Source organism: Pedobacter jejuensis (genome assembly GCF_003725795.1).
Classification (GTDB): Bacteria; Bacteroidota; Bacteroidia; order Sphingobacteriales; family Sphingobacteriaceae; genus Pedobacter; species Pedobacter jejuensis.
This window is the reverse complement of the sequence record NZ_RBEE01000023.1, coordinates 282,272-303,981: the sequence shown is the minus strand read 5'-3', so window position 1 is coordinate 303,981 and position 21,710 is coordinate 282,272. Positions and strand designations below refer to the sequence as shown.

The 21,710-nt window shown below is 35.7% G+C and carries 17 protein-coding genes; 11 read left to right on the top strand and 6 right to left on the bottom strand.

From position 1 onward, the window contains the following. Positions 1-31 precede the first annotated feature (31 nt). The 4 genes from D7004_RS12050 to D7004_RS12035 all read left to right on the top strand — a co-directional run bounded on the left by D7004_RS12050 (position 32) and on the right by D7004_RS12035 (position 5,804). A complete protein-coding gene (locus D7004_RS12050) occupies positions 32-2,083 on the top strand; it encodes a ComEC/Rec2 family competence protein (RefSeq protein ID WP_123206098.1) in 2,052 nt (683 codons plus the stop codon). Position 2,084: 1 nt separating this feature from the next. Next, complete coding sequence (locus D7004_RS12045) at positions 2,085-2,861, top strand: enoyl-CoA hydratase/isomerase family protein (protein WP_123206097.1); 777 nt, start codon at positions 2,085-2,087, stop codon at positions 2,859-2,861. 22 nt (positions 2,862-2,883) lie between these two features. Then, positions 2,884-3,540, top strand: coding sequence for a DUF4412 domain-containing protein (locus tag D7004_RS12040; RefSeq protein WP_123206096.1), 657 nt, complete (start codon positions 2,884-2,886; stop codon positions 3,538-3,540). Between the two features lie 95 nt (positions 3,541-3,635). Continuing rightward, positions 3,636-5,804, top strand: coding sequence for a S9 family peptidase (locus D7004_RS12035; protein WP_123206095.1), 2,169 nt, complete (start codon positions 3,636-3,638; stop codon positions 5,802-5,804). A 269-nt stretch (positions 5,805-6,073) separates the two neighbouring features. Here D7004_RS12035 and D7004_RS12030 read toward each other — a convergent pair whose 3' ends face one another. Both D7004_RS12030 and D7004_RS12025 read right to left on the bottom strand, forming a co-directional pair. Further along, the gene (locus D7004_RS12030) at positions 6,074-6,784 is read right to left on the bottom strand and encodes a DUF3307 domain-containing protein (protein WP_123206094.1); all 711 of its coding nucleotides are present in this window, start codon (positions 6,782-6,784) and stop codon (positions 6,074-6,076) included. Further along, entirely contained in the window at positions 6,784-7,395 is a 612-nt protein-coding gene (locus tag D7004_RS12025; RefSeq protein ID WP_123206093.1) for a SatD family protein, read from the bottom strand. Before D7004_RS12025 ends, D7004_RS12030 begins: the two co-directional genes overlap by 1 nt. 153 nt (positions 7,396-7,548) lie before the next feature. Here D7004_RS12025 and D7004_RS12020 point away from each other — a divergent pair, with 153 nt between their 5' ends. The 5 genes from D7004_RS12020 (at position 7,549) to pdeM (ending at position 13,807) form a co-directional block, all read left to right on the top strand. Continuing rightward, on the top strand, positions 7,549-8,604 hold the full coding sequence (locus D7004_RS12020; protein WP_123206092.1) for a ligase-associated DNA damage response exonuclease: 1,056 nt from the start codon (positions 7,549-7,551) through the stop codon (positions 8,602-8,604). After that, positions 8,601-10,190: an ATP-dependent DNA ligase gene (locus D7004_RS12015; protein ID WP_123206091.1), complete on the top strand. Its 1,590-nt coding sequence runs from the start codon at positions 8,601-8,603 to the stop codon at positions 10,188-10,190. The genes D7004_RS12020 and D7004_RS12015 overlap by 4 nt, the downstream gene beginning before the upstream one ends. Before the next feature lie 160 nt (positions 10,191-10,350). Continuing rightward, positions 10,351-10,506 (top strand): hypothetical protein, encoded by a 156-nt coding sequence (locus D7004_RS20675; protein WP_167459482.1) that lies wholly within the window; start codon positions 10,351-10,353, stop codon positions 10,504-10,506. Then, on the top strand, positions 10,487-12,964 hold the full coding sequence (locus tag D7004_RS12010) for a ligase-associated DNA damage response DEXH box helicase (protein WP_123206090.1): 2,478 nt from the start codon (positions 10,487-10,489) through the stop codon (positions 12,962-12,964). The genes D7004_RS20675 and D7004_RS12010 overlap by 20 nt, the downstream gene beginning before the upstream one ends. Before the next feature lie 204 nt (positions 12,965-13,168). Then, positions 13,169-13,807, top strand: coding sequence for a ligase-associated DNA damage response endonuclease PdeM (pdeM, locus tag D7004_RS12005; protein ID WP_123206089.1), 639 nt, complete (start codon positions 13,169-13,171; stop codon positions 13,805-13,807). 201 nt (positions 13,808-14,008) lie between these two features. On the opposite strand, the gene D7004_RS12000 is transcribed toward pdeM, so the two are convergent. The 4 genes from D7004_RS12000 to D7004_RS11985 are packed head-to-tail and all read right to left on the bottom strand — an operon-like array spanning position 14,009 to position 19,978. Continuing rightward, positions 14,009-14,623, bottom strand: coding sequence for a hypothetical protein (locus D7004_RS12000; protein WP_123206088.1), 615 nt, complete (start codon positions 14,621-14,623; stop codon positions 14,009-14,011). A gap of 48 nt (positions 14,624-14,671) precedes the next feature. Then, on the bottom strand, positions 14,672-16,015 hold the full coding sequence (locus tag D7004_RS11995; RefSeq protein WP_123206087.1) for a dihydrolipoamide acetyltransferase family protein: 1,344 nt from the start codon (positions 16,013-16,015) through the stop codon (positions 14,672-14,674). Between the two features lie 47 nt (positions 16,016-16,062). After that, positions 16,063-17,316: a competence/damage-inducible protein A gene (locus D7004_RS11990; RefSeq protein WP_123206086.1), complete on the bottom strand. Its 1,254-nt coding sequence runs from the start codon at positions 17,314-17,316 to the stop codon at positions 16,063-16,065. A 4-nt stretch (positions 17,317-17,320) separates the two neighbouring features. Beyond that, positions 17,321-19,978, bottom strand: coding sequence for a putative LPS assembly protein LptD (locus D7004_RS11985; RefSeq protein ID WP_123206085.1), 2,658 nt, complete (start codon positions 19,976-19,978; stop codon positions 17,321-17,323). A 29-nt stretch (positions 19,979-20,007) separates the two neighbouring features. On the opposite strand from D7004_RS11985, the gene D7004_RS11980 reads away from it, so the two are divergent. Both D7004_RS11980 and D7004_RS11975 read left to right on the top strand, forming a co-directional pair. Continuing rightward, positions 20,008-20,916 carry an N-acetylmuramoyl-L-alanine amidase family protein gene (locus D7004_RS11980; RefSeq protein WP_244214323.1) on the top strand — a complete coding sequence of 303 codons (909 nt, stop codon included), beginning with the start codon at positions 20,008-20,010 and terminating at the stop codon, positions 20,914-20,916. A 9-nt stretch (positions 20,917-20,925) separates the two neighbouring features. After that, complete coding sequence (locus D7004_RS11975; protein ID WP_123206084.1) at positions 20,926-21,708, top strand: N-acetylmuramoyl-L-alanine amidase family protein; 783 nt, start codon at positions 20,926-20,928, stop codon at positions 21,706-21,708. Positions 21,709-21,710 lie beyond the last annotated feature (2 nt).

Here is a 21,710-nt window from a genome sequence, read left to right as displayed (position 1 = left end):
TTAAAGCCGAATACGTTTTGCAAGGATTCTTTTGCCGTTCATAATTGGTATTGGCATATTCTATTTTTTCTCCAGCGAAAAAACGGTTTGGATTTTAGCTGGAATCTCTGCTATACTTTTTCTAACAGTATTTTTCATCAATATCTTTTACAAAAAGCTAAATGCTTATAGGTTTAAAGGTTCCACGGGTGTTTTAATCTTCCTGTTCTTTTTCGCTTTTGGAGGGTTGCTTTGCTTGCTGAATAATGAAAAATTAAAAGCCGATTATTTTGGCAGGAAAAATTATACCTATTTAAAAATTTGGGTAAATGATGAGCCTGAGCAAACAAACGATATTTTAAGGTTTAAAGCAAGAGTAATTTCAGGCTATGAAAGCTCAAAACAAATCAAGCTTAGCGGGCAGCTTTTATTAGCATTAAAATTAGATAGCATCCATCCTGCAAAGCTAAAATATGGAGATGAACTTTTTATATCCACTAAATATTTAGAAGTAGAGCCACCATACAATCCTGCAGAATTTGATTTTAAACGTTGGTTAGCCAGTCAAAATATTTATGAGCAAACTTTCATCAATCAAAATCATTTGTTAAAGACAGACCGAAATATAGGCAATCCAATTATCAAGTTTGCGTTAAAGCTAAGGGAAAATCAAATTGCAAAGTATAGAAAGCTAATAAAAGATGATGAAGCTTTTGCTGTGGCATCAACGCTAATTTTAGGTTATCGGGCCGATTTAAGTAAAGAAACTTTAGCGGCCTATTCAAAAACAGGAACCATTCATGCGCTATCCGTTTCTGGCAGCCACGTAGCGATAATTTTCTTCATTCTCGACTTTTGCTTGGCATTCCTGAACAAAAAGCGATTGCTCAGAATATTCAAATTTGTATTGATTTGCAGTTTAATATGGACTTACGCATTAATCACTGGTTTATCGCCATCTGTAGTTCGGGCAGCGATTATGATAACAATCTTCATCTTTGCTAAAACATTTGCTAAAAACAAAAACGGATACAACACGCTCGCTTTTGCAGCTTTTTGCCAATTGGTTTACAATCCATTTTTAGTTTGGGATGTAGGTTTTCAGTTATCTTACGTTTCGGTTTTCGGCTTGATATATCTTCAACCAAAAATTTACAAATGGCTATATGTTAAAAATAAATGGTTGGATAAAATTTGGGAGTTGATTGCGCTTTCACTTTCTGCTCAAACGGTTACTTTTCCACTTTGTATTTATTATTTCCATCAGTTTCCTGTTTATTTCTTGATGGGAAATCTATTTATTTTTCTTCCGTTAATCGCCATTATGATTTTAGGAATCACGGTTTTGATTCCTATTTTAGATAAACTATCACCCATTTTTAAATGGATAATTGTGCTTACAAATTCTGTTTTAAAGTGGATTGCTGACTTGCCTTACGCTACCTTTTCGTCGGTTTGGATAATTTTACCAGAGTTGGTTTTGTTGAGTTTAGCTTTGGGTTTGTTTATTTACGCACTCACAAGGTATAACGTAAGAATGCTCATGACATCCATGATAGTCTATTTATTATATTCGACATTAGTTTTTTACAACGATTGGACGGCTATCCACCAAAAGAAAATTATCTTTTTTTCCTTAAGAAAAAATTATGCTGCGGCTTTTATAAATGGAAAACAGACCACTTTAATTACCGATTTATCTGTTGATGACAAAAATTACCAATACTTTGTTCAACCTGCATTAGAGCAATCTCAAATTAACAAAATCGATTTTATCAGTTTATCAAAAGATACCGTTTCAACTCAATTCGTTAAAAAGGATAATCAAATTGTTTTTGATAAATACAACATCCTAATTGTAAACGAATCTTTAAATTATAAAACACTACAGATAAAAGGAAAATTTTCAAGTCTTTGGTTAACAGGTAATACTAAATTTAAGTTAGAAAATCTCCCAAAAAATCTTAAATATCGAAACGTATTAATTGATGCAACAAATAAAGATTACAAAATCAAAATCTTTAAAACTTTTGCAGAAAATAATAAAGCTGAGCCACATATTTTAAAGAAAAATCCTGCATATTTGGTGCACCTAACCCAATAACATGGAACCTCTGGTTTTGTATAGCGTAGCAGATAGAATTGCTACCATCACCCTTAATCGACCTGAAAAGCGTAACGCATTAAATCCAAATTTAATTGCTGAATTGACTAATGCATTTATTCGGGCAGAAGAAGATGATTTAGTTAAAGTTGTAGTTTTAAAAGCCAATGGAGGTACATTTAGTGCAGGTGCAGATTTAGAGTATCTTCAACAGTTGCAACACAACACTTTTGAAGAAAACGTAGCTGATTCTAATCATTTAAAAAGGCTTTTTACAACTATTTATTACTTACCAAAAATAGTAATTGCCCAAGTTGAGGGTCATGCAATTGCAGGTGGCTGTGGTTTAGCAACCATTTGCGATATTGTTTTTGCAACTCCAGAGAGCAACTTCGGCTATACTGAAGTGAAAATTGGATTTGTACCCGCCATCGTTTCTTGCTTTTTAGTGCAAAAAGTAAACGAAACCGTTGCTAAAGAAATTTTGCTAACGGGCAAAACGTTCCCAGCAGAGCAAGCATTAAAATATAATTTGATAAATTTTGTAACGAATTCATCAGAAATTAATCAAACTGTTAAAGAATTTGCGTTAAGTTTGTGTACAGGAAGTTCTGGCAATTCATTAATGATTACAAAACAGCTGATTAGCCAAACTACAAATCCTTTGTTAGAGAAAACATTGGAAACTGCCGTTCAAATTAATGCCCGTGTTAGAGAAAGTGATGAATTTAAAAAAGGAATAGCGTCATTTTTAAATAAAGAAAAAATTAACTGGTAAAAAACTAAATTGAAATAAAAACATGTTAAAATCAATCAAAACAAGCGTTGTCGCTTTAATCTTCGTAAGTACGGCAATTATTGCTCATGCCCAAAAGAAAATGTCTGAAGGTACTATTGTTTATGGTATCAAATATAAAATTGAAGCACCGGGTGCTCCAGAAGAACAAAAAGTAAAATTTAACGGAGATATTTCTAAGTTAGAAATGGAATTTGGTCCGGCTGCAATTGGTGTTTTAATGGATAGCAAATCTCAAACCGGGATGGTTTTGGTCGATATTCCTGTAGCTCAAAAACAATATGCTGCAAAAATGACTAAAGCAGACATGGAAGAATCTAATGCTGCTAAACCAAAATATTCTGATTTTAAAGCAACTGGAGAGAAAAAAACAGTATCTGGTTACAATGCAGAAAAATACACATTTAAAGATGATAAAGGTGGAACAGGAGAATTATGGGCTACTTTAGATGTTGAAGTTCCAGCAAATATTGCAACTGCTGATTTTAAGGATGTTAAAGGAACAATTGTTTTAGTTGATACTCCACAAGCAACAATTACATTAAAATCTTTAACTGAAGGTAAAGTTGGTGAACTTTCTGTAACTAAAGCACCTGCTGGTTACGATGAAATCACATATGCTGAATTAAAAGCGATGCAACAACAAGGTGGCGGTGAATAATTAACCACTTTCAATTAATATTAGGCTTTTTAACTGCCGGCTTTTTATTTAAATTAGCCCAAAAGTTAAAAAGCTTTTTTTATGCCTTATTTTTTATGATAAAAAATTTATTATTTAGATTATCAATTACTTGCATAGCCTTATTTGCAATTTTTGATGTACAAGCCCAAAGTATAAACTGGGCAAAAGATGGAAATTCTTACTACCAAATTGCTGGTGGCGAAATTATTTCTGTCACCCTTCCAAAAAGTGATAAAAAAACAGTTATTTCTAAAGCTTTATTAACTCCTGCTGGAAAAGATAATGCCATAGCAGTTAGAAGTTTTCAGCTTTCTGATGATGGTAAAAAAGCATTAATCTATACCAACAGTAAAAAAGTTTGGCGTTACGATACCCGTGGTGATTATTGGTTGGCCGATTTAACAACAAACAAAATCACTCAAATCGGTAAAGATAAGCCTGCATCATCTTTAATGTTCGCCAAAATATCTCCTGATGGAACTAAAGTAGCTTACGTTAGCAAACATAATTTATATGTAGAAAATGTTGACGGAACCGGTTCTAAAGCTTTAACAACAGATGGAACCGATAGAATGATTAACGGCACATTTGATTGGGTTTACGAAGAAGAATTCGATTGCCGTGATGGTTTCAGGTGGAGTCCGGATAGCAAAACCATTGCCTATTGGCAAATTGATGCTACCAAAATCAAAAATTTCTTGATGATAAATAACACCGATTCCATCTATCCTTATACCATTCCGGTAGAGTATCCAAAAGTTGGCGAAAATCCATCAGCTTGTAAAGTTGGTGTGGTTGATGTAGCATCGGCAAAAACAAACTGGTTAAATGTTCCGGGCGATAACATTCAGCACTATATTCCCCGCATGCAATGGGTACCAAACAGCAATGAAATTATTTTACAACAGCTTAGTCGTGAGCAAAATGAAAGTAAGGTTTTCCTTTGTGATGCTACTTCTGGTACAGCAAAAGCAATTTATACCGAAAACGCAAAAGCTTGGATTGATGCTCAAGATGAATGGAAATGGTTAGCCGATAATAAAGAATTTACCATTCTTTCTGATAAGGATGGCTGGAATCATTTGTACAGAATCAGTCGCGACGGTAAAAAAACAACCCTGGTTACCAAAGGAAATTATGATGTAATCGATGTTAAACTAATCGACGAGAAAAACAATTATGTTTATTTCACTGCATCACCAACCAATGCTACGCAGAAATATTTGTTCAAAACTAAATTAGATGGAAAGGGCAAACTTGAACAGGTTACGCCGTCTATCCTACCAGGAACGCACAATTACGACATTTCTCCTAATGCGGCATTTGCCCGCCACACGTACAATAGCTCTACAGTTAGACCAATTACCGAGTGGATGAATTTTACTACCGGCAATCCATTTACTATGGATGGCAGCTTAACTACGCAATTATCTAAACAAGAAGCGCCAAAAAATAAGGTAGAATTTTTCAAAGTAACTACCGAAGATGGAGTTGAAATGGATGGTTGGATGAAAAAACCGGATAACTTTAATCCTGATAAAAAGTACCCGGTTGTTTTTTACGTTTACGGCGAGCCAGCCTCACAAACCGCTGCCGATACTTATGGCGCTGGGCGTAATTTTTTATATGCAGGCGATATGGCTAAAGATGGCTACATCTACATTTCGATGGATAATCGTGGTGCTCCGGTTCCAAAAGGTGCAACTTGGCGTAAAAGTATTTACAAAAATATTGGTGTAATTAATATCCGCGACCAAGCTATGGCAGCTAAAAAATTATTGGCAACAAATGCATTTATGGATAAAGACCGCGTAGCCGTTTGGGGTTGGAGCGGTGGTGGTTCATCAACCTTAAATCTGATGTTCCAATATCCCGAAATTTACAAAACAGGCATCGCCATTGCAGCGGCAGGTAACCAACTAACGTATGATAACATTTATCAGGAGCGTTACATGGGTACACCTTTCCCAAGCAAAGAGGCCTATGTAAAAGGTTCGCCAATTACGTATGCTAAAAATCTAAAAGGCAATTTATTGTACATTCACGGTACTGGCGATGACAATGTGCATTACCAAAACGCCGAAATGCTAATTAACGAGTTGATTAAAAACAAAAAGGTTTTTCAGTTAATGAGCTATCCAAATCGCACACACAGCATATCCGAAGGTGAAGGAACAAGTGAGCATTTATCGCTTACCTACACCAAGTTTTTAAAAGATAATTGCCCACCAGGAGCAAAATAAATAGATTTTGTAAAGCAATTACAGCGGGGAATCGGTTTCGATAGCCCCGCTTTTTATTTCAATCTTTTTAAACCTATAAGGTTTTAAAAACCTTATAGGTTTAAGCTAAAGTATCCATATCATAGGGTTCGAAACGCAAATATTTTAGGTGAAAAGATATCTCCTTCTGCTTAAAAAGCATTATAAATGTAGATTGTTTTATTACCTTCGATAGAATATTTTGAAAAGTTGAATACAATAAGAAGATATGAAATTTTTGTTTATCTAAATTACTTCAATAATCCTGAAATCCCGAACGATACAACTATTGCAATTCCAAAACTTAGCAGCGTTCCAATTAAAACATATTCCGTTAATTTCAAATCATGTGCCTCTTTTAAATCTCCGAAACGGAAGATAGATTTAGCGGCAAGTAGAAAACCAACAGCCTCAAAATGATTGGTTAGAATAAAAACAAAAATCAAAACACGTTCTAAAATACCAATATACTTACCTGCGTTTTGCAGCGATTTCGGACTTTCGTCGTCACTTTCTGGCAGCCATTTCGCAATTATTACTTTCATAATGATGGAAGTAGGCATAGTTAGAAATAACGCTCCTGAAATTAAAAACCATGTTTTGGTTTCACTTAAAAAACTGATGTCTAAATAACCTTTGTAAAATATATGCCAAACCAATACAATCGAACTGATATGTAAAATCTGGTCGGCAAAAAATAATATACGAGCGTTTTTCTTGGTTTGAAATAATGATTTTAAAGCATCAATAACAAAATGCAAAACACCAATGGATAAGGCTACTTTCCACACATTAAAACTTAAGAAAACAACAAATATCAAAACTACATGCAGCAGTACATGTAAATACAGCTTAGCTGATTTAAGTTTTTTCCTTTCCTTATCTTTTACCCAAGCATTTGGCTGCAAAAAGAAATCGCCAATTAAATGAGCAATAATAATTTTGATTAAATAGATTTCCATTATTTAGAGCGCATTTGGTTTAATTTTTTTCGGTATAGTTTATCCATTTCCATTAGCTCCGAATAGTTGGCACGTTTTAAAGCTCCACTTACCAGCGGCTGTGTTCTTCCTGAAAGTGCAGCCAATTCATTTTGCGATACATGCTCATGCTCTAAAGCTAGTTTAACCATTTCGGCAGCCACCACGCCCCAACCGTTCATAGCAATTAGAGCCAATTTAATTAAAATATTAATTTCTTCATCAAAATCCGGGTAATCAGTTTTGATTGCAAGATTAACTTTAGCCTGTTTTAAACCATCGAAAGCAATTCCCGAATTTACAAAAGCATCACCACTTGATTCAGAAAGCTTTTTACGTTTATTTTTTGCCTCGCCAAGGCCAATTCCCATCCTTACATCTGCAGGTTTATTTATTTTGATGCAAGCCTTTAAATATGCGACAGTTCGGATGGCATTTTCTGGTTCAACTTCTATTTGAAAACTATCTCCACGAAATATTTCCCACTTATCATTTTGTCCCGAAACAGTTTGTAAAGCTTTTTTTAAACTGATTAACCAGCTATCTTTAATCTTTCTTGAGCCTATAATATCGCCTGTTATAATGCAAATCATAGTACAATATCCTACTATTTTATCAAACTTCAAAAAATATCTGCTAATTACCAGATATTTTAATTTATCTGCTAATTAGCAGATATTTAGATTTATCTGCTAATTAGCAGATATTAATAAAAAACTTATATTTCAATCTGTTGTTATATAGCCATGGCATTAATCGAATTTACCAAAAGAGGCATTTATTGTAAGCAAGGAGATTTTTACGTAGACCCTTGGTGGCCAGTAGATTATGCAGTAACTACGCATGGCCATAGCGACCATGTTCGTTTTGGCAATAAACATTACCTCTGCCATACACTTACCAAACCGATTATTAAACGCAGAATTAGCGAAGATTTAGACGTAGAAACGCTTAATTATGGCGAAAGCATTGTTCGAAATGGAGTAAATATTTCATTCTTTCCGGCAGGGCATATTATTGGTTCTGCACAAGTTCGGTTAGAGTATAAAGGAGAAATTTGCGTAATTTCTGGCGATTATAAAACAGAAGACGATGGCATTAGTGATGTTTACGAACCGGTAAAATGCCATTCATTTGTATCTGAAAGCACTTTTGGCTTGCCTGTTTACAAATGGCAAAAGCAAAATATTGTGTTCGATGGCATTAAAAGCTGGATTAGCGACAATATTCAAAATCAAAAAACCAGTGTGTTAATTGCTTACAGCTTAGGTAAAGCGCAACGGCTAATTAAAAATTTGGCTGGCGATGTGCCAATTTATGTTCACAACAGTATTGCTAACCTAAACGAGGTAATAATTAATGCTGGTGTAAACTTACCAGAAACCATCAGAATTACCCCAGAAACTACAAAGGATGAATTACAGAAAGGCATTGTAATTGTTCCGCCGGCCATGAGGGATAGCCGTTGGATTAAAAACCTATCGCATCCGGTTACAGGTGTATGTTCTGGCTGGATGCAGGTTCGGGCGCATCGTCGCTGGCAAAGTGCCGATGCAGGTTTTGCATTAAGCGACCATGCCGATTGGACAGGCTTAATGGAGGCAATTACCGCAACCGAAGCAGAAAAAGTTTATGTTACCCATGGTTTTACTGCAGCTTTCAGCAGGTTTTTAAATGATAGCGGCATCGAATCCGAAGAAGTCATTACTAAATTCGGTCAGGAAGATGATGAAGAAAATAAGGTTGATTTAGCTGATGCTGAAAATCAAAATTCTGAAACCAATAATCAAAAATCAGAATGAAACGTTTTGCAAAACTTATCCAACAGCTCGAACTGAGCAATAAAACCAACGATAAAATTGCAGCGCTGGTAGATTATTTCAATTATGCAGATGATAAAGATAAAATTTGGGTGGTGGCTTTATTTACAGGTAAAAAACCCAGGCGACCAATAAAATCGGCTTTACTAAAATATTGGGCCATTGAAATTACTCAAACACCCGAATGGTTATTTTCTGAAAGCTATTCTAATGTAGGCGATTTAAGCGAAACCATTGCCCTACTCCTTCCACCTGCCGAAAACACATCTGATTTTCAACTCCACAAATGGATTGAAGATTTGCATGACTTAGAAGGAAAAGACGACGAAACCAAAAAGAATTTTATTTTAAACGCCTGGAATACACTCGAAACACAAGAACGTTTCATCTTTAATAAACTCATTTCTGGTAATTTTAGAATTGGTGTTTCTAATAAAATGCTGGTAAATGCACTTGCCAAACAAAGCAGTTTGGATAGCGCTCAAATTATGCACAGCATTATGGGTAAATGGAATCCTTACGAAATTACATTTACCGAGCTGATTAATGGTGTACATGTAAATACCGATAATTCGTGGCCATACCCATTTTGCCTGGCCTATGCGTTAGAGCAAGAGACAGATAAACTTGGCGATATTTCTGAGTGGCAAGCCGAATGGAAATGGGACGGTATTCGCGGGCAAATTGTAAAGCGAAACGGCGAACTTTTTATTTGGAGTCGTGGGGAAGAATTGGTGACAGAGCAATTCCCAGAATTGCATTTTTTGATTGATGTTTTACCCGATGGTGTGGTTTTAGATGGAGAAATTCTTGCCGTTCAAGATAAGCAGGTTTTATCGTTCAGCACTTTACAACAGCGTTTAAATCGTAAAACGATTAGCAAAAAACAATTGGAAGATGCGCCAATCGGATTTTTTGTTTATGATATTTTAGAATTTGAAGCCAATGATTTTCGTGAGCAAACCCTTAGCGAAAGAAGAAAAATATTAACACAATTAATTGGCAGTTTAGAAGAAAGTGCGGTTATCCTCTCTCCTGTTATCGAATGTAAAAACTGGGAAGAACTTGCCGAATTAAGGCAAACCTCACGCTCCATTAATAGTGAGGGAATTATGCTTAAAAAGCTTAGTTCTCATTACCACAGCGGCCGCAAACGTGGCGATTGGTGGAAATGGAAAATTAATCCTTACACGGTTGATGCGGTGATGATTTATGCACAAAAAGGTAGCGGACGTAGAGCCAACTTTTTTACAGATTATACTTTTGCAGTTCGTGATGGTGAAAATCTGGTTACCATTGCGAAGGCATATTCTGGTTTAACAGATAAAGAAATTAAGGAAGTGAACTCGTTCGTAACCAGAAATGCAATTGAAAAATTCGGTCCGTTGCGAACCGTAAAACCCGAATTGGTATTCGAAATAGCCTTTGAGGGAATTGCCGAAAGTAAGCGACACAAAGCAGGATTAGCCCTTCGTTTCCCCAGGATTTTACGTTGGCGAAAAGATAAAAAAGCCGCAGAAATTAACACTTTAGAAGATTTAAGACAATTGCTGGCGTCGACAATGTAAAGCTTTCGTCATTGTGAGGTACGAAGCAATCTCTTAAGTAGATGTTTCGTTCACACTGCTGTCAGGTTTAAATTGCTTAGGTTTACCTTGCTACCTTAAACCCGACAGACGCGTAAATACTTTTTGCCGCGTTTAACTGAATGAGATTGTACCATCTTTAATGGTTGCAACAGCAATAAAGAAAGTACAATTAGGCAAAAAGATTGCAGCAAATGGCGGGACTGATGCAACCGAAGAATTACTGCAATTGCTTTTCTTAAAATTAAATTTAAAAAATATCAGCGCAACATTTAAGCATGGACCAAACCAAAACTAAGGGTTATAAAAAGATAAAAACTTGGCTTAAAGCCAATAAGCGTAAGCCTTTTCAGTTTCAGGAAGATGCTTGGCAACATTACCTCAACGGTTATAGTGGTTTGGTTAATGCTCCTACAGGTTTTGGTAAAACATTCTCTTTGTTTTTGGCGATAGTAATTGAGGCTTTAAATGCATCGGAAGCGAGCAACAAAAAAGCAAAAGACCGTTTGCAATTGGTGTGGATTACGCCATTGCGTTCTTTAGCCAAAGATTTAGCCAGAGCCATGCGAGAAACTTTGCTAGAACTGGATTTAGATTGGCATATTGGCGTTAGAAATGGCGATACTTCGCAAGCAGAAAAGGTTCAGCAGAAAAAATCGATGCCCGAAATTTTATTGATAACGCCCGAAAGTTTGCATCTGCTTTTGGCTCAAAAAGGTTCATCGTTATTATTTAAAAACCTTAAATGTATAGTGGCTGATGAATGGCATGAACTTTTGGGCAGCAAACGTGGCGTGTTGGTAGAACTTGCAGTTTCGAGAATAAAAGGGTTGCAAAAATTAGAAAAAAACCAATTTTTGCGTGTTTGGGGAATTTCTGCGACCATTGGAAATATTGATGAGGCTTTGGATGTTTTAGAACCTGACGAAACCGCCAAAAGAATTATTATTAAGGCCGATTTAGAAAAGAAAATTATTATCAAATCGATTTTACCAGATGATATTGAAACTTTGCCCTGGGCCGGGCATTTGGGTTTAAAATTGGCTTACAAACTTTTACCCATTATTGAGAAAAGCAAAACCACATTAATTTTCATCAATACCCGTGGGCAATCGGAAATGTGGTACCAGCATTTGCTTAATTTAGAACCCGAATTGGCCGGTAGAATTGCCATTCACCACGGCTCTATAGATTTTGAACTTCGAAACTGGATTGAAGATGCGCTGCATACTGGTCAGTTAAAGGCTGTTATTGCAACATCATCGTTAGATTTAGGTGTTGATTTTAAGCCTGTAGATACGGTTGTGCAAGTAGGTTCGCCGAAAGGTGTTGCCCGGTTTTTGCAACGGGCTGGTCGCTCGGGGCACTCACCTCACGAGGTTTCAAAAATTTATTTTCTTCCTACTCATGCCTTAGAATTAGTAGAAGCTGCTGCAATTAAAGAGGCTGCAAAAAACAACAATATAGAAAGTCGCGAACCTTTTATTATGGTTTTTGACACCTTAATTCAGTACCTGGTTACCCTTGCCATTGGCGATGGCTTTGATGACAAAATTATTTACGAAGAAATTAAAAACACCCATGCTTTTAAAATGATATTGCCCGAAGAATGGACTTGGGTGATGCAATTCATTACTTCGGGTGGAGATAGTTTGAGCGCTTACACCGAATTTAAAAAGGTTACCAAAGATGAAGATGGGCTGTGGAAAGTAAAAAGCAGGCAGCTTGCCATGCGCCATCGTTTGCATATTGGTACCATTGTAAGCGACGCAATGCTGAAAGTAAAATTCCTTTCTGGTGGTTACATCGGTATGGTGGAGGAGTATTTTGTTACCCGGTTAAAAGCCGGCGATAATTTTCGCTTAGCAGGAAGGGTTTTAGAATTTATACATGTAAAAGATATGACGGTGATTGTTCGCGTAAGCAAACAACATAATGCAATTTCACCTAGCTGGAATGGTGGTAGGCTACCTCTATCTTCTAATCTTGGCTCGGTTTTGCGTAAAAAATATAATGAGGCTTTAGATAAAACCCACCAAGACGAAGAACTGGATGTGGTTTATCCTTTGTTTTTACTTCAACAAAAACGCTCTCATGTACCAAGAAATGATGAATTATTAATTGAGCTCATCAATAATAAAGAGGGATTTCATCTTTTTGCTTATCCTTTTGAAGGCAGATTGGTGCATGAAGTTTTAGCCGCTTTAGTGGCTTATCGATTAAGTAAGTTGCTGCCCATTAGTTTTTCTATAGCGATGAACGATTACGGTTTTGAACTTTTAAGTGATATTGAAATCCCCATGGATGGATCAATTGCCTATGAAGTATTTTCGCCAAAAAACTTAACGGAAGATATTACATTGAGTATTAACTCTACTGAAATGGCACGACGGAAATTCAGGGATATTGCTTGTATTTCTGGTCTGGTTTTTCAAGGTTACCCTGGCAAATATGTTGCAAATAAACATCTACAGTCATCTGCAGGTTTATTTTTTAATGTTTTTAGCGATTACGACAAACATAATTTACTTTTGCGACAAGCATACGATGAAGTTTTTTATCAGCAATTGGAAGAACCAAGACTGGCTGCAGCTTTAGAAAGGATTCAGAATAGTGAGGTGATTATTACCAATCCTAAAAGCTTTACACCACTATCTTTCCCGATAAAAGTAGATAGTTTGAGGGAAAATATGAGTTCGGAAGAATTGGAACAAAGAATTGCGAGAATGAAAGCAGAATCGGAGAAAATAAAATAAGTATTTGGTCCTGGCCGGACAGGCTTTTTTCTTTTGGCAACAAAAGAAACAAAATTGCCGGCTGAAAATTTTTGTATTAAAGTAAGTGAGTAGGCCTTGCATCTACTCTCCCAAAAATTTGTTAGGCCGGTTCAAAGTTGAACGAAGATTTTCTACTCAGGCTTAGCTGGGATGGAATGCATCACTTAGAAAAACGAATAATTAATGACCATAACAAGCCACGGTGAAGAACTGATTTTAGATAAAGAAAGGGCTTTATATTTACCACAACATCAACTTTTAGCCATTAGCGATTTGCATCTGGGCAAATCTGCGCATTTCCGTTCGGCTGGTGTTCAAGTCCCATCTACCATTGCACAAAATGATTTGCAAAGATTAGGTTTGCTTATCGAAAAATATCAACCCAAAACATTATTAATTAATGGTGATATGTTTCATCATGGCCTAAACACCGACATTGATGAGTTTTCTGAATGGAGAAAGCACTATAAAGATTTAAATTTCCTACTAGTGAAAGGCAATCATGATAGATTAGCCAATGCTGATTATGCATCAATGAATATTGATATCCACGAGCCAAGTTTTTGTCTGGGTCCTTTTTGTTTTATTCACGACGCCCCAAAATGTACGGAAGAAGAATTGTACCCCATTAGCGGGCATATTCATCCGGGTGTAACTATTGTGGGTAAAGCAAAGCAACGGTTAAAATTCCCATGCTTTTATTTTGGTAATGAATATGCTGTTCTACCTGCCTTCAGCACATTTACAGGTTTATATAATATTTACCCTAAAGCCAGCGAAGAAATATTTGCAGTAACGCCAAATAGTGTGGTAAAGGTTTAATGCTTTAACTAACTTGTAAAAGATTGTGATTAATTCTTCTGCTGGAAAATCCTTCTCACAATAACGACCAACTACACAATTATGATATAATTTTGAACGCCCAACTTTACGTTTCTCTGCGCATCTTCTTCGTGTACTTTGCGGTTAACTATAAAATTATTTAATGAGTTTTGTTGATATAAATCCCAATCACAGGAAAAATTAAGCTACAACGCCCAAATCTTCTTGTATTGCTTCAACCCAAGTATCAAATAAACTCTGCTCAATTTTAATTACTTCAGCTGCATATTTTTCCCAATCACTAGAAAAGCCAGCCAATTGATTAATCATTTCCTCTAAATGTCCTTCTTCTTCTAAAATGATTGATTTCACATTTACTTTACTTTTTGCATCATCTAAAACAGATTGGTAAATTGGATAAAGTTCATCGGCACGAACTTCAATTGCATAAGTAACAAAAAGATAGGCAGCAAATTTTAGTTCGTAGCCTGATAAATTAAATTCTGCTTTTAAATACCTACAAACGGCAATGTCCAATGCACGTAAATAGTATTTGGTTTGATTTGGTGAAAGCAATTCTGCATTGGTATATGTTCTACAGAGCGATTCATCCAATTTAGAAAGTTGTTTTTTTAGATAGTATGCGTGCCTATGTTCTTCAGCAGCGTGTTTAAGAATAATCAAATTAACATTTTCTTTATGCTCAGATGCTGAAATCTTTTTTGCACCTGCATTTTCCATATAAGATAAAGTATTTAACCATTTGGCATGCAACACGTTATCTGAAACTATCGATTTTAAAATTGAATCTAGCATTTTATTGTTTAAAATATTAACGGGCTTTTGAAATCTTTAAATTCCTGATTAAATCTCTCTGTTGAAATCCCAATTTTCTAAATAATCGGCTACTCTACGTACAAACATTCCACCTAAAGAGCCATCAACAACTCTATGATCATACGATAAAGATAGAAACATCATGTGGCGAATTGCGATAACATCACCATGTTCGGTTTCTAATACAGCTGGTTTCTTTTTAATGGCTCCTACCGCTAAAATGGCAACTTGTGGCTGGTTAATGATTGGTGTTCCCATCACATTCCCGAAAGTACCCACATTTGTTAATGTGAAAGTTCCACCTTGAGTTTCATCTGGTTTTAGTTTAGAAATCCTTGCTCTTCCAGCCAAATCATTTACAGCTTTAGTTAACCCTACAAGATTAAGCTGGTCGGCATTTCGAATTACCGGAACGATTAAGTTACCACTTGGTAAAGCTGCTGCCATTCCTATATTAATATCGCGTTTTTTGATGATTTGCGTTCCATTAACAGAAACATTTACCATCGGAAAATCTTTTATTGCTTTAGCTACGGCCTCTACAAAAATTGGTGTGAATGTAATTTTTTCATTCTCACGTTTTTCAAAGCTGTTTTTTACTTTGTTTCGCCACAAAACCATGTTAGTTACATCGGCTTCAACAAATGAAGTTACATGCGGAGAAGTTTGTACACTCATCACCATATGGTCGGCAATAAGTTTACGCATTCTATCCATCTCAATGATTTCATCGCCACCGGAAACAGATGTTACAGACGTTTTATTTGGTATTGGTGATGGACTTGGAGCTGCCTTTTCTACAACAGTTTGAGCTGGTTTAGCCTCTTCAGTTGTTTTAGCAGAAATTGCCTGACCACCATTTTTACTTGCAACATAACTTAACAAATCATCTTTATTCAAGCGACCATCAGCACCTGAACCTTTTATGGTATCAAGTTCCTGCATAGAAATATTTTCTTGTGCGGCAATGCTTTTTACCAATGGAGAATAAAAACGGTCAGACGAATTGGAATCATTTTGAACAACAGCTTTTTCAATTGGCAATTGCTCTATACCCGGAATGGTTTCTGGTTTTTCCTCAACTATAGGTGCAGTTTTAGCTGGTTCTTCAACTTTTACATCACCTCCACCATCGGTTTCTATTATAGCGATAACATCGCCAACTTGTGCAACCTCATCTTCTTTAAATAGTTGTTTTACTAACTTTCCTGCAACTGGTGATGGCACTTCAGAATCCACCTTATCTGTTGCTATTTCTAAGATGGTATCATCCAAATCGATAGAATCACCAGGTTGTTTTAACCATTTAATAACTGTTGCTTCAGCAACACTTTCACCCATTTTTGGTAATAACAGTTCGTATTGAGCCATATTTTATAACAGTATTATATATTGGTATTGCGACAAAAATACAGTTTTTATTCGTTGTGTTGGTCTTCTCTAAGTAGATTTAATAACATCATTAATGCTGAAGCAGCAGAACGTTCGATGTTTTGAATACGCTTGTTGCTGAAATTAAACACTTTAGCAACCGTTTTATTTTTACTTGAAATTGCAATCCATACGGTACCAACAGGCTTGTCTTCTGTTCCTCCGTCCGGTCCGGCAATTCCACTTACCGCAATAGAATAGTCGGTTTTGAATTGTCTAACTGCACCTTCGGCCATTTCGGTTACGGTTTCTTCACTTACAGCCCCAAATTTAGTTAATGTACTTTCTTTAACACCCAAAATTGATTCTTTCAACTCGTAAGCATACGCAACAGCACCACCCCAATAAACTGAAGAGCAGCCTGGATGCTGCGTTATTAAATGTGCGATATAACCACCGGTACAACTTTCTGCAGTTGACAAAGTTAAGCTTTGCTTTTTCATGATGTCGATAATGGCTTTCTCCAATGGAACGTCATCATCTATAACTACAAATTTTTTAACTTTTGCTATGATTTGATTGGCATATTCATCAACTTCCGCTTTTAAGTTAGTTTCATTTTCTCCCTTAGCAGATAAACGCAAACGTACCTGACCAAGTTTAGGCAAATAAGCTAATTTAATATGGGCTGGTAAATTGTCCTCAATGTCTTCAATTTCTTTGGCTAAAAAAGATTCGCCAATATTTGCTGTAAGGATGGTTTTATGAACGATAGATGGAAGTTTGAAACGACTGGTAATCCGAGGTAAAATCTCATCATCCACTAAATACATCATCTCATACGGAACGCCGGGCATGGATACAAAAATCTTGTCATTTTGTTCAAACCACATACAAGGTGCTGTTCCATTTCTGTTTACAATGACCTCACAACCATCAGGAACATCAGCTTGTTGCATATTAATATCAAGCAATGGGCGATTGTATTTCTTAAAGATGGAAGTCACCATTTCGAGCGCACCTTCATCCCTTCTAAAACCCATTCCGAAATACTTTGCTAATGTTTTTTTAGTAATATCATCTTTCGTAGGACCTAATCCTCCAGTAATTAAAATAATTTCTGCTCGTTTTTCAGCATCAGCTAGTGCCTGTAAAATATGAGTTTCATCGTCAGATACAGATGTGATTTGCTTTACGGATACACCTATAGAATTAAGCTGTTTTGCCATCCAGGCAGAATTGGTATCTACGATTTGGCCAATGAGGATTTCATCGCCAATGGTTATAATTTCGGCTAACATATTTTTATTGGTAGGTGTTATAAAAACCTTGTCTTTTACTCAATTTTAAATCTTGTAGTATAGATGATTTTACTTTTATCGTTACAGAATAACTTTTATAAGCACCGTATGGAATCCAGTTTACACTCATATCCCAACAATGCAAATCGCGGTAAATGGCAATGTTCATTGGTGTTAAACCCTGGTTTTTAAAATCGTAACCAGAGTTAAAAGTGAATTTCCATTTTGGTGTTAAATTAAAATCACCATTAAAGTTTAATGTATTTGTAATTGTGCTAACGCCTAAATTGTTCGTATAATCAAACCTGTATTGAAAGGCGAAATTCCAGGGAATGTTAAAATCAACGAAAGCATTTGGATCACGATTGATTGCATTAAGCTGTTCTGATTGCAAAGGCGTCATACCTTGTTTTTCAACCTGCCCCTTTAATGCATCATAATTTTCATTCTTCTTTTTAACAGCAGCAGCATTAAATCCATAATCGAAAGAGAAACCAAAATTGGTTAATCTAGGGAAGTATTTTCCGTCTTGCCAAAAATACCTGTCAATCTCTACGTTTTGAACAAATGCCCCATTATTTGTTGAATCGCGAAGCACATAAGGATTTAAAGTGCCATTATAATTTATACCTAACTTATCGGTAAACTGCGAACGACCACTAAAGCTAATCGGAGTTAGTTTTTTTGATGGAGCCAATAGGTTGTACGAACCACTAAAACTTAAACCCTGTATAATTGGAATCTTTCTAAAGCCGGTTCCTGTAGTATCTTTAGGTGACCGAACTTTTAATTCTGTCGTATTATCTAAAATAAAACCAATAGAGGCTTGTTCTGTTGAAAAAGAACCAGGATATGCCATGCCTTCTAAACTGGAATAGGTTACTGGTCTGCCTGTACTTGGGTTTATTATAAACTTGCCATTCTGATCTATTGCTTCTTTAAAAATGCCTTTGCTTGGGTCGGTAAAATCTGGTGAATAACTAAAACTAACAGAAGGTGTCATTACATGGCGCAGTTGCTGAATGTTGCCCAGATTTTTAAATTCTCTTGTTTTACCATACACTTTCGTTGACATGCTGGTTGACAAATTATAACTTCCACCTCGTTTAAAACCGCTTAAAGTATCAATTCTTGATGTGTAAGTTCCATCTGTAAACGTAGTAAATCTTTTATTTATCGATTGAAAATTCCAAACTTCATTATACGTACCACCCATACTAAAGGTTAAATATTTTAATAAAGTAAAATTCATCCCGATAGGAATACTGTGGCTAAAACCTGTTTGAAGCCTTCTTAATCCTTCAGGTTTAAACAAAACACTGTCGGCTGTACTAATGGTGTTGTTACCCTGCAAACTATAGCCGACCGTAATTTTTTGATACCACTTTTGTTCACCACTTCTGTTTTTCGAATCAAACGGACTTATAGTGGACATGTTTAAGTTAAACTGTGGCAATTGCAAATATATTTGCCTGGTGCTAAAAGTTTGTTGCGCACTTAAGGCAGTACTAAAATTGAATAAACCACCAGCCAACACTTTTGAATACGCAATACTACTTGTTGATGTATTTGTTGCTATAGCTCTCTGATCATAAGTGGTATTGGCAGCGGTGGCTTGATAATATGTACTTGAACTTACGTTTACACTTGCGGTAAATGTAGAACCAGGGCTTGCATTTGGGTTTTGACTATGCGACCAACCTATCCGGAAATTTTTACCAATGTTCTCTTGCCCCTGAATACCATTTTTAGTATTGGCATAATTAAGGTTAATGTTTCCATTAAACTTATATCGTTTTATATAATTACTACTTAAAGTTGCCTCGTAAGAACCATTTGTATAGATCGTTCCCATTAATTTAGCATCCCAATAATCGTTTAAGCCTAAATAATATCCCGCATTTTGAAGGAAAAATCCACGAGATGCATCCTCTCCCGGTGTAGGTAATATAATACCTGAAGTTCTTTTATTTGTTTTTGGAAAAAAAGCAAAGGGTAAAGCAAATGGTGTTGGTACATCTTCAATTTGCATATAAACCGGTCCAGTAATTATCTGCTTTTCAGTTGCAATACCTTTGCTAATCATTAAACCGAAATGCGGATGTGGCAAATTACACGTGCTATACATCATATTTTTAATGTGTAACTCGTTATCTACTTGCTTTTTACTTTGTCCGCCAGAAAAGAACCCACCCTCTTGTTCAGAATATACACCGTAAACTTTTGCCCTAGTTGTAGCAGAATTATAGTATAACGAATCTGCTACCGCCGAACCTTCTGTACCCGATTTAAAAATTGGTCTACCAACGTATCTTTTCGTTTTCGGGTCCGTTTTCCCGCTTGCGTAAATAATATTATTTTTCTGGTCGTAACGAATATAATCAGCATCCAATTCAAAATCGCCATAAATAACTCTGGCATTTCCATACATATAAATGATGCTTTTGTCTTTGCTAAACCTTACAGAATCAGTGGCTTTGTATTCGATCTTCTTATCAAGATCGCTATTATTTTTTACTTTGATTTTAGTTGTATCCTTCTTAGAAGTATCTTGTTGTACAAGTTGCTGCAATGAAAATCCAGAATATGCGTTAGCTTTACCAACATAGAATGTTAATAAAATGACAGAAATTAGTAAAATAGAATTGCTAAGAAGTTTCAAATTCGTATTTGAATGTTATTTTTGCACAAATGTTTAATCAAAAACGTTCAAAATTAGTGAAAAATATACCATTGATGTATCTTAAAAACCTTTTAACACTTATTATTTGTTTAACACTCTTCAATACAATTGATAATCAAGCTATTGCGCAAGAATATAAAATTAAAACAATTGTTATTGATGCCGGCCACGGCGGTAAAGATGGCGCCACACATGGGGTTTATTCTAAAGAAAAAGATGTTGCTTTAAAAACAGCATTAAATCTTGGAAAAGCAATTCAAGACAGTATACAAGACATTCGGATAATATATACCAGAGAAACAGATGTTTTTATTCCTTTATATGAAAGAATAAATATAGCCAATAATGCGAAGGCAGATTTGTTTATTTCTATCCACCTTAATGATATGCCTGTTCGGGTTTCTCGCGTGGTTGATTACTACAAGAAAGTTAAAGGTCGCAAAGTTCCTGTGTATAGAACGATTACATCAAAAAGTACGTCAACAAGAGGAACAGAAACCTTCGTTTCGGGTACAAGGAGATTAGGCGAGCAAGATGAAGTTATCAAACGTGAAAACGCATCCATGTTTTTAGAAGATAACTACCAAAAGAACTACGAAGGTTTTATTGCAAATACACCTGAAAACGATATCATGCTATCAATTATGAAGCAAACAAATCGCGAAAGGAGTTTAAAATTTGCATCGATGTTGCAGCAAGAATACATTAACGTTGGTAGAATTAATAGAGGTGTACAAGAAAAAAGCCTTGCAGTTTTGGCCAGAGCATCAATGCCAGCGGTTTTAACGGAGATTGGTTTCGTTAGTAATCCTGAAGAAGAAGATTATATGAATTCACCGGAAGGACAAAGCGAAATTGTAAATGGAATTATTAAAGCGATAAAGAACTACAAACGACTTGCTGAAACATCGTTTTAAACTACCCTAATGAATTTTAAACATCCCATTATATTAGCATTACTGATTACTTTTTTTACTTATTCCATAAATACATTTGCGCAAGGATATAGAATAAAAACCATCGTAGTTGATGCCGGACATGGAGGTAAAAAACCTGGTGCATCTGGTAGTTTTTCTAAAGAGAAAGATATATCATTAAAAGTGGCTTTAAAATTGGGAGCGAAAATAAAAGAGGCAATGCCCGATGTAAAAATTATTTACACGAGAACTAAAGATGTTGATGTAGATTTATACCGCAGAGCAGAAATTGCTAACCAAGCCAACGCCGATTTATTTGTTTCCATCCATTGCAATTCGATGCCGCCAGGAAACAAACATATTAAAGGTGTTGAAACATTGGTAGCAGGATCGCACAGGTTAAAAGAGCAAGATGCGGCAATTCGGGAAAACGCAGATATTAAGCTAGAAAAAAATTATAAAAGCAAGTACGATGGCTACGACCCAAATAACCCTGCAACGTTTATTCTATTATCACTATTAAAAAATGCCTTTAGAGATAAAAGTATTAAATTTGCAAAGATGGTTCAGAATAGCTACACAAGCAGAGATGAAAGACTGAGTCGAGGAGTTAAAGAACAAGGTGTTTTGGTTTTACAACGATGCGGAATGCCAGCTGTTTTAACTGAGGTAGGTTTTATTAGTAACAAAGATGAAGAGAAGTACATTAATTCTGAATCAGGTCAAAATGAAATTGCTTCATCAATCTTAGCAGCAATAAAAACCTATAAAAAAAATGTAGAAGTACAATAAAC

Bases quoted from the DNA above. Each gene is read 5' to 3' on its own strand.
- D7004_RS12000 (WP_123206088.1), bottom strand. From the start codon at position 14,623: ATGCTAGATTCAATTTTAAAATCGATAGTTTCAGATAACGTGTTGCAT.
- D7004_RS12035 (WP_123206095.1), top strand. From the start codon at position 3,636: ATGATAAAAAATTTATTATTTAGATTATCAATTACTTGCATAGCCTTA.
- D7004_RS11995 (WP_123206087.1), bottom strand. From the start codon at position 16,015: ATGGCTCAATACGAACTGTTATTACCAAAAATGGGTGAAAGTGTTGCT.
- D7004_RS12015 (WP_123206091.1), top strand. From the start codon at position 8,601: ATGAAACGTTTTGCAAAACTTATCCAACAGCTCGAACTGAGCAATAAA.
- D7004_RS12025 (WP_123206093.1), bottom strand. From the start codon at position 7,395: ATGATTTGCATTATAACAGGCGATATTATAGGCTCAAGAAAGATTAAA.
- D7004_RS20675 (WP_167459482.1), top strand. From the start codon at position 10,351: ATGGTTGCAACAGCAATAAAGAAAGTACAATTAGGCAAAAAGATTGCA.
- D7004_RS12045 (WP_123206097.1), top strand. From the start codon at position 2,085: ATGGAACCTCTGGTTTTGTATAGCGTAGCAGATAGAATTGCTACCATC.
- D7004_RS12020 (WP_123206092.1), top strand. From the start codon at position 7,549: ATGGCATTAATCGAATTTACCAAAAGAGGCATTTATTGTAAGCAAGGA.
- D7004_RS12010 (WP_123206090.1), top strand. From the start codon at position 10,487: ATGGACCAAACCAAAACTAAGGGTTATAAAAAGATAAAAACTTGGCTT.
- D7004_RS11990 (WP_123206086.1), bottom strand. From the start codon at position 17,316: ATGTTAGCCGAAATTATAACCATTGGCGATGAAATCCTCATTGGCCAA.
- D7004_RS11980 (WP_244214323.1), top strand. From the start codon at position 20,008: ATGTTTAATCAAAAACGTTCAAAATTAGTGAAAAATATACCATTGATG.
- pdeM (WP_123206089.1), top strand. From the start codon at position 13,169: ATGACCATAACAAGCCACGGTGAAGAACTGATTTTAGATAAAGAAAGG.
- D7004_RS12040 (WP_123206096.1), top strand. From the start codon at position 2,884: ATGTTAAAATCAATCAAAACAAGCGTTGTCGCTTTAATCTTCGTAAGT.
- D7004_RS12030 (WP_123206094.1), bottom strand. From the start codon at position 6,784: ATGGAAATCTATTTAATCAAAATTATTATTGCTCATTTAATTGGCGAT.
- D7004_RS11975 (WP_123206084.1), top strand. From the start codon at position 20,926: ATGAATTTTAAACATCCCATTATATTAGCATTACTGATTACTTTTTTT.